General features: G+C 59.9%; 9 protein-coding genes. 4 read left to right on the top strand and 5 right to left on the bottom strand.

Going from position 1 to position 13,859, the window contains the following annotated elements; all coding sequences use genetic code 11:
- Positions 1-60 precede the first annotated feature (60 nt).
- The 3 genes from SAZ10_RS07375 to SAZ10_RS07365 are packed head-to-tail and all read right to left on the bottom strand — an operon-like array spanning position 61 to position 3,683.
- A complete protein-coding gene (locus SAZ10_RS07375) occupies positions 61-1,218 on the bottom strand; it encodes a hypothetical protein (protein ID WP_318608565.1) in 1,158 nt (385 codons plus the stop codon).
- Positions 1,219-1,267: 49 nt separating this feature from the next.
- Positions 1,268-2,584 (bottom strand): DUF4910 domain-containing protein, encoded by a 1,317-nt coding sequence (locus tag SAZ10_RS07370; RefSeq protein WP_318608564.1) that lies wholly within the window; start codon positions 2,582-2,584, stop codon positions 1,268-1,270.
- 31 nt (positions 2,585-2,615) lie between these two features.
- Positions 2,616-3,683, bottom strand: a complete 1,068-nt coding sequence (locus SAZ10_RS07365) for an SDR family oxidoreductase (protein ID WP_318608563.1) — start codon at positions 3,681-3,683, stop codon at positions 2,616-2,618.
- Positions 3,684-4,263: 580 nt separating this feature from the next.
- Between SAZ10_RS07365 and SAZ10_RS07360 the strand changes: the two genes are divergently transcribed.
- Positions 4,264-5,157, top strand: coding sequence for a glycosyltransferase family A protein (locus tag SAZ10_RS07360; RefSeq protein WP_318608562.1), 894 nt, complete (start codon positions 4,264-4,266; stop codon positions 5,155-5,157).
- Between the two features lie 21 nt (positions 5,158-5,178).
- Here the strand turns inward: SAZ10_RS07360 and SAZ10_RS07355 are convergent, their stop codons facing one another.
- Together SAZ10_RS07355 and SAZ10_RS07350 are read right to left on the bottom strand one after the other, a co-directional pair.
- Entirely contained in the window at positions 5,179-6,171 is a 993-nt protein-coding gene (locus SAZ10_RS07355; protein WP_318608561.1) for a hypothetical protein, read from the bottom strand.
- Positions 6,172-6,644: 473 nt separating this feature from the next.
- The gene (locus tag SAZ10_RS07350; protein ID WP_318608560.1) at positions 6,645-7,706 is read right to left on the bottom strand and encodes an acyltransferase; all 1,062 of its coding nucleotides are present in this window, start codon (positions 7,704-7,706) and stop codon (positions 6,645-6,647) included.
- 1,145 nt (positions 7,707-8,851) lie between these two features.
- On the opposite strand from SAZ10_RS07350, the gene SAZ10_RS07345 reads away from it, so the two are divergent.
- The 3 genes from SAZ10_RS07345 (at position 8,852) to SAZ10_RS07335 (ending at position 13,663) form a co-directional block, all read left to right on the top strand.
- Positions 8,852-10,093, top strand: a complete 1,242-nt coding sequence (locus tag SAZ10_RS07345; protein WP_318608559.1) for an NAD(P)-binding domain-containing protein — start codon at positions 8,852-8,854, stop codon at positions 10,091-10,093.
- A 2-nt stretch (positions 10,094-10,095) separates the two neighbouring features.
- Complete coding sequence (locus SAZ10_RS07340; protein ID WP_318608558.1) at positions 10,096-11,949, top strand: thioesterase domain-containing protein; 1,854 nt, start codon at positions 10,096-10,098, stop codon at positions 11,947-11,949.
- A 271-nt stretch (positions 11,950-12,220) separates the two neighbouring features.
- Positions 12,221-13,663 (top strand): exopolysaccharide biosynthesis polyprenyl glycosylphosphotransferase, encoded by a 1,443-nt coding sequence (locus SAZ10_RS07335; protein WP_318608557.1) that lies wholly within the window; start codon positions 12,221-12,223, stop codon positions 13,661-13,663.
- Positions 13,664-13,859 lie beyond the last annotated feature (196 nt).

Here is a 13,859-nt window from a genome sequence, read left to right as displayed (position 1 = left end):
CAGGCGCCGGCGACAAGGCGATCCGAAGAGCCGCATCGAATGTGAGAAGTGTGGGCTAGTTTAGTTAGCCGCCCCGGCGAGCCGTGCGTCAAAGCGCAGGATCTTGTCGCCCAGCTCTGTGCCGTCGTCATAGAGGCGAATCACCTCTTCCGGAAGCATTTTGCCGTCAGCGGCGCAGATGTAGTCGCGCATCGTCGTGCCGGTTGAGCGCGAGTCGACATTGACCGCTCCGCGATGCCCGACCACATCGTCGTAATGGACCGTCCGGAAATCGATGCTGTAACGGGCCAGGTTCGTGGTGTTCGGTACTGTCTCGTGCAGTTGCGCGCCCGAAAACAGGATGATGGCACCCGCCGGCGGCAGATACCGCAGGGATTTGCCCTGCAGCTCCTCTTGCGGCTTCGGCTGCTCGCGCGTGTCGCTTTTTACGTGTTGAGCGGCACTCGCGCGGTTTTTCGTGTTCCACTCGTAGTAGTTATAGATTTCCGAGTTGTTCTTGACCGGCTCCTCGAAATACTCCGGGTAGAAGCCCATCGCATTGTTCGCGTCCAACTGATAGATCGGCAGCCACCAGTTTATTTGGCACATCGGTGCCGAATACCACGTGTCGCGGTGCGGGTGGAAAGCATAGGCGATGCCCGATGAAAGGAAATGCGAAGGATACGCCGACCGCATGCGTGGCACGTCGAAATAGAGCCTCTCGAGGTCGACCCCGGTCTCCCTCATAATCTGCGGAATAAGCTCTTTGCATTTCGGATGATGGATAAACGCTGGTTTCAGCTTGGCAAGGATGGCGGCCACATCCTCTGCGGACCGATGCTCGTGAATTGTGCGGGGATCGCGCCCCTCGAAGGCCGTGTCCAGCATCTCTCGAGCGAACGCCACCAGGGCCTTGCTAGCTGGCGTGGCCGAAAGGATTATGATGTCACCTGAATAGAGGCGCCGCCGCCGTTCGTCGTCGGTGAACTCGGGATCAAAATAGACAGCTGCCATGATGCGTCCTCGATTGGGCGCCGGTGGAACCGGCTGCAAAGCTTGAAAATGCGAGCTGCCCCCTTCGGGATGGGCGTCGCTGAGACTATACGGCGGCGCTGCTGCGCTATCGACCACTCCCTTTGACGTATCGTTCGCTACCCGCGCACCGTTTGGAGAACGATCGATTGTTTGGCGCATAGCGGTACCGGCCGGTGTCTCGCTGGCTTCCCAAACGCAGATCATGACGTCGCTCACAGCCGGGGCAGGATGAACGGCTCCGTTCCAATTCATCCTATTTGGCCGGTCGCGTCTCGGCGAGCAGGCCGTGGTCGCGCAGAAGGCGCGCGGCAGCTGCAATCTCGGCAAACGAAATCCCTGAGCGTTCGGCGATAGCAAGCAACGAATTGGTGCCGTCGGCAAGATTCAGAACCCAGAGCATGGCCATTGCGCGCTCACTCGCCGCCTTGTCACCACCCAGCGCGCCATAGAGGCCGCGACGCCCGAGTTGTGGTTCGCCTTTCGGGTGGAGATTGAGCGGCGTCCAGTCCTCTTCGACGATATCGATGACGTCCATCAGCATCCGATACGATGAAGCCAGATGCTCAGAGCTGATGAAATCGAGATTGTCTGCGGACGTGTGGTATTCCGGAAAAGTGCCGAATGCGCTGCGCTGGAAGAGGCCGACCGGCAGGTTGAAACCGGGCGAGCAGAATTGGCGCTCATCGTAGCCGTAGGGAAAAAAATCGAGCACGCGTGCAGTACTGGCTGGATGCTTACCGACGATATGCGTCATCGCCCGGTCGATGAAGGCGTCACTCCGCCGGCTGCGCTTGTAGGTCGGACCGCCGCCGTCCCCCACACATGAGACGACCAGCCCGTGGTCGATCAAGGAGAGACGCTCCTCATTCGCCGCAAGCCAACACAGCGAACCGATGGTTCCAGGAATAAAGAGGAAGCGATAGCTGTACCGTGTGGTTCGCACGCTGAGATCGCGTGCAAGCAGCGTCAACATTGCCAGACCGGAACAGTTGTCGTTCGCAAGCGACGGGTGACAGATATGCGTCGTCAGAAGGAATTCGCGCCCGCTTCTGCCGGCATGGCAGTATTCCCCGTAGGTGAGGGAACCGTCTTTCAGCTCGCTGTCGATGAGCACGCGGTAGCGGCCCTCGGCGAGAGAGACGAGCAGGTTGTGCGGCATGCAAAATCCCCACTGCTCGGCGTAATAGGACGTACGGTAGGGAATGACATCCGGTTGCGCAGGGATCGTGAAGACATGCTCCTTGAGTTCGGAAAGAGTGACGATCCGGTCGACTGGGGCGCTGTAGTTCAGGACGCAGAGATTTGAACGCTGCAGATCAACGATCCTGCGGCCCGCCTCGTCCTCGAGATAGGCATCGCGGATCACCCACTCTTTCGGCACGATCCAGTCCAGAACGGGCGTACCGGTCGGGACTTCGCGCTTTTCGATCGGCACATATCGGCTCAGGACCTGCAGCGTGTCGCGAACGCCCTGGCCTGTGATACTGCGCATCATCGGAAAGAGCGTTGCGGCGAGCTCGAATAGCTCTTCGCCAGTTGCGCAGCATGTGGGTTCCGCGGGTTCGGCCATGATGCTGCCAAGATAGGCAATCGCTGCCGGGTCAGTTCAATGCGACGGTGAGCGCCGCCGTGCTTTCGCGAGGCACGCGACGCAGATCGCTGTTGAGAACACCCGTCCTTATCAGATGTCTGATATGCGCAATCCTCTGGTAGCGCGGCCCCTCGAACTGACCAGGCGTCAGCCGAGATGATTTGAGCACTTCAAGGAGCTGGAGCGCTCCCTGGCGGGCGTCGTGGCGGGGGACGGCACCCGGCAGGAGACGGTGCAATTTGCTGAAATCGACCCGGTACGAACGCTTGTCGGGCCCGGCATCGCCGGCAAAGGTGAGCTGACAGTCCGGCACCACCTCCGTTACGACCTGCGCGATATCGCGTATGCGGTAATTCTGCTCACTGGAGCCGACGTTGATGGCTTGATTCCACACGGCTTCCACGGGCGCGGCGAGACCGGCAATGAATGCGCGGCAGATGTCCTCGACATGCACGACAGGTCGCCAAGGGCTTCCGTCTGATTTCAGAAAAATCAGCTTTTGAGAAACTGCCCACGCCATCAGGTTGTTCAAGACAATGTCGAAGCGTAGCCGCGGCGAGACGCCATATGCGGTGGCAGGCCGAAAATAGACGGGGCAGAAACGCTCGTCGGCCAGCTTGGAAATATGCTGCTCCGCGAGCACCTTGGATTGGCCGTACGGTGTAACCGGATTGAGCTCGCCGGTCTCATCGATGAGGTCGCTCTCGGACACGCCGTAGTTGCTGCAGGAGGAGGCAAACAGGAAGCGCCGTACTCCGGCTTCCTTGGCAATGCGCGCGAGGCGGACACTTGCTCTATAGTTGATCGCGAATGTGAGGTCCGGGTTGAGATTGCCAAGTGGGTCGTTCGACAGCGCGGCGAGGTGGATGACCGCCTCGACACCCGCCATGTCCTCATGGACTGCATCTCGAATGTCCTTGCGCAGGCTTGGGACATTCGCGAGCTTTCCCGCCGGCGCAAAGGTGCAACGCTCATAGAGATTGGCGTCGTAGCCGACTACCTCATGCCCCGCAGCAATGAGCATAGGCACCATTACCGCACCGATGTAGCCTTGATGGCCGGTCACCAGAACTCGCATTGCTCTCTTCCGTTACTGTACGCGACAACTGTGTAAATACGCTGAGGGCGCGCTGCACCGCGAGCGCCTCAATTGGATGAAACAGTTAAGTTTGTCGGATAGCCGGGGGTAGAACCTCAGCGGGTGCCACGGCGAGGATCATTCGACCCATAGGGGCTTTTATGCCAAGGGCAGCATAGCCACGACGACTCCCGTGAAAGTAGCCGGCGCATGCCGCTCGCACTGATCACAGAAAGCATTCTACGCGGCGGACCGTGCCAAACCAGTCTGGAGAACGTGCGAATTCGGCTGCCCAGCAATTTCGAGATGGGCGGGCTCAATCGTGCGAAAGAGACTAAAAGAGGTAAATCGGGGACCCCCAAGCCAATCCGAAATGAGTGGTGCTTTCAAATAATGAGTTCAACTAGGCTTTCCAGGTTGCTTGCCTCAACTGGGCGTCTGATACCCAGCTTTGCAGAGATAAATGAATGGCCACCCTCTTTATAGATCATTCCGATCTCGACCACGATACGCGCTCCCAAAATACTCTATTCAGACGAGGTCACGCGTCGTTACGCCTGCCAATTTCGGGAGGACACAGTTGAGTGAAAGCATCCCGCGCGTTTCTATCGGCCTCGCCGTGCGCAACGGGCAGGGTTCGGTCGAGCGCTGCATCGAGTCAATCCTGCGACAGAACTTCAAGGATTTCGAGATCGTCATCAGCGACAATGCGTCGGACGATGGGACAGCGGCTACGATTGCGGCGTACGCACGCGCCGACCGGCGCATAAGGCTCCACGTCAACGAGGTCAACATCGGTCTGCATGAGAACATGAACCGCGTTCTACGCCTGTCGCGCGGGACGTTCTTCCGCTGGATCAGCGCCGACGACTGGCTCGAGCAAGGATGCCTTTCGGCCTGCGTGGAAGCGCTTGAAGCCAGAGCTGAGGCGATTGGCGTGACGACCGGGTTTACCGCCCACGAGCCTGCGGGGGCGATGAGATACGAAGATTTCCGAGGCGAGTTTCCAACGTCGCCGGACCCCTCTCGCCGGTTCGAGCGGATGCTGTGGTTCTATCACGCAGGGGACGCGAAGTACGATCCGGTCTACGGCATGTATCGGCGAACGCGCCTGATGGAGACCGGGCTGGTTCGTCGCTCTGAGAGGACGGACTGGCTGCTTAGCGCCGAGTTGGCACTGAAGGGTCCGATCATCCACCTGGCCGACCGGTTTGCGAACCGCACGCGCACATCCCTCGTCGGCTGTGATCGAGCGGCGCTCAGGCGTCGTCTCGATCCGATTCGGAGCGAGGATCTGAAGACTTCGCCGGGCCGAACCTACGGCGACCTCCTCGATCTCGCGGTGTCAGCCAACCTCACCGATGCACAGCTGCACCGCTGTCGAGTGGCCCTTCGTCGCTTCTGGGTCAAAGAGATGATCAGGGTCGCTCGGTCGCGGCTTGCCGATGCCCGGCATCGATCATTGGGCGGCTGAGCTTCAGAAGAGTGGGCCGGTTCACGAGCGCTCGGGGTTGTCGACTCTTTTGAGCCAGGACTCCCGCCAAAACGGATAAATCGCGCGCGGACAGAACCATCGACCACAAACGCTTCGCTCGCCAGAGCAGGCAACCCCGTCCAGGATGATGCAATCCTTGGGGATCGATAGCATGCGGCCGGTCTTCTCGTCGATTATCCGCTGAACTCTGTCCTTCACACGGAAGGTGCGGCCGCAGAAGGGAAGCATCTCGCGGTCGAAGGAAAGACCACGGTTCGTGCCGGACTGGTCAAGCGTGACCGCAATTTCCTTCGGCGACCTTACTTCGACGAGCTCGCCCCGCTGCAAGTTGAGCGGTGGGCCCTCAGGCGTACATTCGGTCGAGCCGCGAAGCGGAAGCGTCTTCAGCAACCCCAGTTGGAATGCACAATCCATTAGAAATGCTCGAATCAGCAGGCCTATGAACCGCAGCCGTCCAAAATTGCCGTTCGTCAGCTCGCGCCAGTACTGCCGGATGTCGGTGCGCTTGAGCGGCTCGGAAGCTTTGAGCGCGTCGGTCGCCTGACACCGCCAGATCTCGGATCGGTTGCCTGCCAGCTCGCGCATGGACCGGGTCGCAGCTCTGGCAACTCGTTCGAGCTCTGCAGAGTTAGCATCGCTGGTGCCTGGATCTGTCGAGTTGGTGCCGACCCGGCGAAGCCAGGCTTCCCGCCAATAAATCATACAGCCAGCTTGGCATCCTCCGTGAGCTGAGCCGTCGCAGCGGAGATCCCCTAGGTATACAGTGTCGCGCATCCGGCGCGATCCGCTCTCGTCCACCATATTGCAGGTCTTGTCGACTCGTCGTGACACAGTGTAGCGCTTCCCTATATGGGCAATCATCTCCGGCATGAACGGCATGCCCTTCAGGGTGCCGTCCTTGTCCAGCGTCGCCAGGATTTCTGCTGCGGGTCGAACTTCGACAACGTCACCCGGACGGAGCGGCGACCCGCCTACAGATGCATCACGATTCACGGCTTTCCCTTCCTCTCGATGCTCGAAAACTATCAAATCCAGGGTCCGGAGCGACCTTGCCGTCAAACCATTTGCCAGCTGGACCCAAGGCAGAGGATCCATTGAGCAGTCGGGCGAACCAACGCCACCATACACGGGACACGGCGCCGGATTGCCACTCAGAAAAGCGGGGGTACCGAGTCCGATAGTCGTAACCGAGAGTAACCAGCCCAGACTGATTGTCGTAGGATTTCCCATGATACAGGATCAGAACATCGCCCTTTGCCGGTGCGGCCTGGCATCTTCCAGGTTTGAGGAATGTAAGGGCATGAAGCACGCGGCATTCACCCCACGTTGCGGAGATCAAAAACATGCTCCTCGTCGAACGTGGTCGCCCAGAAGTCGAGGCAAGCAGGCGGCCTCGTTGCACGTCATGGTCAGGCGGCGGACCGGGGACGAGAGCCTCCTCGCCGACCTCAGTCGCAGCAGCTGCCCTAGTCTTTGTTGAGGTTGGGTTGAGGTCGCTTCTGAGATTTTAGAATTAATCTCCGCGCCGGCAATTCGAGCCAGTGATAGCTGATGGATGCAACGCCCAAGGCACTAGTGACTGTCAATACTGCCCGGGCGAAGTGCCGATCGGGCAGAAACCAACCCAAGCACAGCCAGATCGGAAAATGCCAAAGATAATAGCCGTAGCTGATGCGACCAACATAGTTTATCGCTCTGAGCTGCATCGTCTTCGCCAATCGGCTATTGGGTTCTGTGAGCAGTGCGATCAAGATCCAACCTGAGCAGACGGCCGTCATGGTCATGCCAAGCTGGTAATAGTTGCTATCCCACTTCAGCCAGATCGCAAACGACATCATAGCGGCGAGTGGAAGCCAAACATGTCTCGCCATGGTCTCGCGCCAACTAAGGCGGATCGGCGCGAGCGCCAATAGACAGCCGATCAGCAAATTATCGAAACGAGTATCGAAGCCGGCATAGGTCCGCATCGGACTCGAGCCGTCGAGCCACAGATAGTCGCGCCAAACGCTGCATATCAAAAGCAGCATTACGCACGCGATAATGAAATGGTTCCGACTCATCCAACGCGTCGCCAGAATTAAAATTGGCGGCCATAGCAGATAGAACTGCTCTTCGATTGCGAGTGACCATGTGTGGGTGAGAAATCCGGGCGAACCGATATGCAGCGCCACATCCCAGTCCATCAGGTAGAAGCCCGCCGCGGCCGCCGCCCACAGATGCACTTTGGCGAAATCCATTTTATGCGCCCATATCGCATAGGTCATCATCAACGCCGTATACAGCGTCAGCATGACAATCAGTGCCGGCATCAGCCGCAGGGCACGGCGAAAATAAAACTGGCCTAGGTTAATGCGAGTGCTATGGGCCAATTCTTCGATCAGGATAGACGTTATCAGGTAGCCACTGAGCACGAAGAACATATCGACGCCGACGAAACCACCAGGGAAACGACCGTGCAGCACGTGATCGAGCGTAACCAGACCGATCGCCAAAGCCCGTAAGCCATCCAATTCGGGGCGGTAATTCATCTAATCTTCGCGCAGCCCTCTGTTCACGGCTGGTGAAGCGGCCGATCTCTGTCCCCGCCGTTGAACGCGCGCGGAAACTCTTCCTACTCGGCCGCAACGCGGGAACGCTCGGTCGAGCTTGCGCCGGTATAGTCAGTGGCGGCTCGACTCAAGCGCCTCCAAGACTACCCGCCAGCTGATCCCAACGGATGGGATCCGTTGGGCAGGCGGGCGAACCAACGATAGCATACACGGGGCGCGGTGTCGGAGTGCCACCAGAAAGCGAAGAAATCGACTCCAATAGTCGTAGGCGCGAGTAAGCAGCACAGGCTGATCATGGTAGAGCCGGGTAGCGTCGATCACTGTCACCACAGCACACGCAACCACGGCCCACCGAGCCTTTCGCGGTGGCTCTGGCGACAGTGTCGGCAGCGACAGCTCCTGGCATCGAGGGCGCGACGATCGATCTTGGTTCGGGCAGTCTCACCTCCGTCCGCGCGATCGTCGAGCGATTGGTCGCAATCGTTGGGCAGTGATCTTGATCCAGTGTTCAGTGCATTCCCGACCGGTCAGGCGAGAACGAAACGGTAGCAGATACTGCCGGCGCATCCGCAAAGCTGGACTGGAGGGCGACGACCTCGCTCGAAAGCGGTCTCCGACAGACCGTCAATCGTAAGGAAAACGCCACTCGCCAAGGTGCTCGAGCTGGCTAGAGCGGCCGACGCCGGATAAATCCGGGCTGCCGCTCTATCCACTTGTTTTTGCTGCATTTGTGCCACGCCTAATGATTCCACTTGTCTGCAAAATGCTGGAGTGGCGCTGGCGCTCTTGATGTCGTTCCACCTTGGCGATCTCGAGGCGGCTTGGTGCGCGCCGCGGGGCTCGCCTGTCATCTTCCGCCAAGGCAAGCGCTATCCTCAAGTGAGCACAAACGAAGGAAGTAGTGCTCTACCACTATACTGCTTTAGCGTGGGCGTGGTAGCTAACTCTATTGCATTTAACTTGGCAACGGAGGGTCGGTATGGCCCATTTGCGTGCTCGAAACACGCTGGCGCCTTGCCGGAATCGGACGCTTTACCGGGCGATGCTTACTAAGTGCTGTTAGCAGCGGCCGCTCCTGCCGGGTCGACGGAAATTTTCGCGACGTGGATGGGAGAATGCCTGCAATGGAGGAATCGAGCGTAGACGTTGCCGTTATAGGGGCAGGTCCCTACGGCCTGTCCATCGCGGCAAACGTCACGGCGACTGGCCGCACTGTACGCATCTTTGGACAGCCGCTTCAGACTTGGGCCAACGCCATGCCGCTTGGCATGAAACTGAAGTCAGATGGCTTCGCGTCGAACCTGTCGGCGCCGGCTCCCGGTTTGACCCTGGCCGAATTCTGCCGGCACGAAGGCATTCCCTACCACGACACCAAGCAACCTGTGTCGCTCGATACCTTCGTCGCGTATGGTCTGGAGTTTCAGCGGCGCTTCGTTCCATACCTCGAGACGGTAGACGTTCGCAGCATCGAGCGAAGTGGCGGTGGATTCAGGCTGACGACTGACGACGATTCGACATTGCTCGCTCGGAACGTCGTGCTGGCCGTGGGTGTAACGCATTTTAGAATAGTGCCGAGGGAACTTGCAGGCCTGCCCGCGTCGTTGGTCAGCCACAGCGCTGAGCATCATCGCGTCGACAAATTCGCCGGGCGCGACGTTGCTATCGTGGGCGCAGGCGCCTCCGCGGTCGATCTAGCAGCCGCCTTGATTGACGTCGGGGCAGCACCGACGATCGTGACACGGGCGGACAGGATCCGGTTCAATGCAGAACCAGGCCAACCGTCGCTCCTGAGGCGGCTGATGAATCCCGCGTCACCGCTGGGCCCGGGTTGGCGAAGCCGCCTTGCGAGCGATCTGCCGCAACTGTACCGCCAGCTGCCAGACCGCTTGCGACTGGACATCCTGCACCGGCATCTCGGGCCGCAGTCTGTGTGGTATCTTCGCGAGAAGGTCCTGGGTCGGGCCGATATCCTGACCGACCATCATGTCGAAGAGGCGGCGCTGGCTGGCCACCGTGTTCGCCTAAAGCTGCGCGATGCGTCCGGTTCATCGAAGAGCCTCGATGTCGACCATGTGATCGCTGCGACGGGCTATTGGCCCCAGACCGAACGCCTGCACTTTCTCGACAAGTCGTTGCGAGGAGCAATCCGCCATGCCGCAGGAGTACCAATCCTGTCGCGGAATTTCGAAACTTCGGTTGCAGGCCTTTATGCGACCGGATTGGCGGCTGCCGGCAGCTTCGGCCCCTTGATGCGCTTTGTTGCCGGCGCCGATTACGCAGCCCAACGGCTTGGCCGACATTTCTCCCAGGCCCAGGGAAGTCAGGATGCCATTGTTCCAGGCAGCAGGGTACCACAGGCAATCTAACCATGGATGGCGCTGCTGTTCTCGAGTCCAGCGACTGTCAGGCCGCATCAAGCGGGGGAGCACGAGTGGAGGCGTTGCCGCTTGAACTCCTGCGTGATGGCACAGCCGACGAAATTGTGTTCCTGTTCCCAGGCTTGGGAGGCGACGCTCGCGAGATGGCGCCGCTGGCTGGGCGCTTGGCGACGCCCGGGCGTATTTTCGGCGTCTCCTACTTGCCCCAAAGCGGAAAAGTCGAGGCTGTTGCTAGCTTGGCTGCTTCGGCTGTCGCTACCTTGCGCTTCGTCCAGCCGGGCGGTCCATACCGGCTGGTCGGCTATTCGTTCGGAGCGCTCGTTGCGGTGGAGGTGGCCCGGCAGCTGAAGCGGGCGGGCGAGCGGCTCGCGGCACCGATCCTGATCGATGCCTATTACGACCAGAAGTTCTGGCCTGCAAAAGCGTGGTGGCTCGGGCAGGCCCGCAGGACCGGAGTCCAACTCGCTCGAATCGGCAAACTGTCACCAGGCCCGGCGCTGCGCGAACTCATGTTCCGAGCGGGGCGATTGACTCAACGGCTCTGGTCGAGATGGCGGGGCTCACTGCCGAAGAGTGGCGAACCAGCTCCGACGACAGGCGCTGCCGCGAACGCTACCGCATTGCAGAGCTACGATCCGCCGTTCTACTCCGGCTCCCTCATACTCCTCAGTGCAACCGACTCGACGATGTTCGGTTGCCGACCGTCGGACCTCTGGCGTGGGAGAAGCGGAAGCCTTGTCACCGAGGATGTCGCCGGCAACCATTTCGATCTGGTGCGCAATCCAGCGTCGCTGGAGCGCCTGGCGCGGGCGGTCGACAGGCACTTGGACCCGAGTGGGCGTGCGCACCAACCTGTTGCCCTGATTGTCACAACCTTCCGCTGGCCGGCCACTGCTGGCCTTGCAGCAGCCCTCACGCGGGCAGGTTTTCGAGTCGTCGCGTTTTGTTCGCGCCGGCATCCGATGCGCCGTCAATCACGACTAGTACTGTACCGCATCCCATGGCGGCATCGCGAGCACGCGCTCAAGTCGCTTGTCGCGCGGGTCGATCCTGATCTTGTCTTACCCTGTGACGAGCCTGCCCTGGGACTGGTTCGAAATATCGGAGTCGGAGATCAGGGCTCGTGGCCGGACCTCACTCGCTCACAAATAATCGAGATCGCGTGCGCCAGCGGGGTCGAAGCGCCGCCGGCGCGATTTATCGACAATGTTGCGGAACTCGACAAATGGATTGAAGCACATGGATTGCCGGTCGCGCTGAAGACAGACGGCAGTTGGGGCGGGCGCGGAGTGGCCATCGCCCAGGACCGGGCACAGGCCGTCCGCATGTGGCGGCGCCTATCGCACGGCCCCGGTCTGTTTCGCACCATGAAACGGGCGATCGTTAATGGAGATTCCAGCTTTCTGCGGGATCTGTGGCGCGGCCGCAAGCCTCAAGTGAATGCTCAGGTCTACGTAGCCGGGCGCGATGCCAACGTTGCGCTCGCTGTCAAAAACGGGAAGGTGTTGGCCGCTGTGGCGGTGGAGGTTCTGGAAACAAGATACAAAAACGGCCCTGCCAAGGTAGTGCGTGTGATCGACCACCCTGGAATCCTTTTGGCCGCCTGCAAGGTCATGGAGCGGTTGCGTTTGACGGGACTCGTCGGGATCGACTTCATTCTCGACGCGAATGGGACCGCTCATCTGATCGAAGTCAACGCTCGGGTCACTCCGACCTGTCGATTGGCGCTCGGTGGCGATCGAGATCCGGTTGCAGCTTTGCGGAGCTCTTTCCCTGGCGCAGCGGCGCCTGCAGTGGTTCCGAGCTCCTTTGACGAAGTCATCGACCTCGACGCACTTGATTGACCGATCTGTCGTAAGGTCGCCCGCATACCGGCTCGATGCTGGGGCACTGCATTAGGCTGATCTTCCTACGGGTGAAACCCGTTGCGGCAAGCTCAGCTGCCCCGTGCTACTCCTTCTGAACGATCGTGACCCGCCACAGTGTGGAGACCGTACTCGAACAACACCCTTAAGTAGCCGTTTCCAGCGACACCAAACCAACTGAACCTGCGGCGGTAGCAATCAAGGCAGGGCGTTGCGGGCCCGTCAGGCACGGCCCCTGTATGTGTCGAGAATGGATGCATCGTCGATCACCAATCTGGAGCGCACGAGAGACTATGCGGCGGGTTCGGCGCGCCAGTCGATCGTCTCCTACCGCAGCGTCGAGCTGATTGCCATTCTCGTCGATGCGCTGGTCGTGCTTCTGGCATGCGCTGTCTGGAGTGTGCTTTCCGCTGGCTCCGGACGTCAGGCCGTACTGCTCACACTGAGCATCACTCCGATGGTGTGCGCACTGTTCATACCCGCGGCGAAACTGGCGAGCTTGTATCATCCATCGGCATTCCTCGTGGAGAATTCCTGGACCTACAACGTCGCTCCACTTTGGCTCGGCACAATGGTTTTGCTGGGCATCGGCTTCTCCATGCTGCAGCCTTCTGAATTTCTTACAAAAGCAGGGGTCGCCTTCACGCTGGTTGGCCTGGTTGGGCTGCTGGCCCACCGAGCTTGCTGGCGCTTGCTGGCCCGCAGAGCCGCGACGAGCGGGAGTTCTCCCGGGCGTCGGGCAATGCTGATCCACCAAGGCAGCTCCTCTCCGTCCATGGGCGCAGCGCCGGACTTGCGGCGATATGGAATCCGTATCGAGCAGAGATTGAACATCGGGTCGGTGGAGGACAGCGAATCGCTCGTGCGCCAACGGATCGAGCTGGCCGTGGGGATTGCCCAGAACTCTGATGTGGACGAAGTCCTCATTGACGTGGATGTGCGCGAATGGCAGCGGCTCAAGCCGCATATGGCCTGCTTGCGGCAGCTGCCAATCCCAGTTTCCTTGATTGCGCGCGACTGGCTTGCCGAGTTCGTCAGGCAGCCGGCGCACATGCTGGGCTCCTCAATTCTCGTTGAAGTTCAGTGTCCTCCACTCAAGCTCTGGGAGCGGGTCGTCAAGAGGATGATGGACCTCACCGTTGCAACGATTGGCCTTGTGCTGTGCAGTCCCCTACTGGCCGTCATAGCTCTCATGATCAAGCTCGAGTCGCGTGGGCCGGTTCTGTTCCGGCAGACCCGCATCGGATTCAATGGCAAGGCATTCAAGATTTACAAGCTCAGGACGATGACTGTCCTCGAGGACGGTCCTGATATCCGGCAAGCGACAAGTGACGACGCACGCATAACTACTCTCGGGCGCTGGCTCCGGAGGACCAGCATCGATGAGCTGCCGCAGTTGTTCAACGTCTTGAAAGGCGACATGTCGATCGTCGGGCCTCGGCCGCATGCCGTGTCGCACGACAGTCAATTCGGCCAGCTTATTGCCGATTACGCGTTTCGGCGTCGGATGAAGCCGGGCATTACGGGTTGGGCGCAGGTGAGTGGATGTCGCGGCGCAACGCCTGAAGTCGAGATGATGACCCGCCGGGTCCAATTGGACATGCTCTACATAGAGAGCTGGAGCATTTGGCTCGACATCAGCATCATCGCGCGCACCGCAGTTGCGGTAATACGGGGTGAAAATGCCTACTAGTGGATGGAAATCTGCCGTTTTGTGTCATGCTTCACGGCGGCGATGACTCTGTCCATGATCGGTCACGATTCCTATGCGCATGCGCCAAAGTCGTATGCGTCCGCGCCCAAAAGGTCCCAGAACAGATGCAGTGATGGGGCTCTCTGCCGCGCCCGGTCGAGGGCGGCTGCTCCATGTTGCGACCGGTCGATACGAT

The sequence above is a fragment of the Mesorhizobium sp. BAC0120 genome (assembly GCF_033542235.1).
Lineage (GTDB): Bacteria > Pseudomonadota > Alphaproteobacteria > Rhizobiales > Rhizobiaceae > JAWRCU01.
This window is presented reverse-complemented; position numbering and strand designations above follow the sequence as displayed.

Bases quoted from the DNA above. Each gene is read 5' to 3' on its own strand.
- SAZ10_RS07335 (WP_318608557.1), top strand. From the start codon at position 12,221: ATGGATGCATCGTCGATCACCAATCTGGAGCGCACGAGAGACTATGCG.
- SAZ10_RS07375 (WP_318608565.1), bottom strand. From the start codon at position 1,218: ATGATCTGCGTTTGGGAAGCCAGCGAGACACCGGCCGGTACCGCTATG.
- SAZ10_RS07345 (WP_318608559.1), top strand. From the start codon at position 8,852: ATGGAGGAATCGAGCGTAGACGTTGCCGTTATAGGGGCAGGTCCCTAC.
- SAZ10_RS07365 (WP_318608563.1), bottom strand. From the start codon at position 3,683: ATGCGAGTTCTGGTGACCGGCCATCAAGGCTACATCGGTGCGGTAATG.
- SAZ10_RS07370 (WP_318608564.1), bottom strand. From the start codon at position 2,584: ATGGCCGAACCCGCGGAACCCACATGCTGCGCAACTGGCGAAGAGCTA.
- SAZ10_RS07340 (WP_318608558.1), top strand. From the start codon at position 10,096: ATGGATGGCGCTGCTGTTCTCGAGTCCAGCGACTGTCAGGCCGCATCA.
- SAZ10_RS07350 (WP_318608560.1), bottom strand. From the start codon at position 7,706: ATGAATTACCGCCCCGAATTGGATGGCTTACGGGCTTTGGCGATCGGT.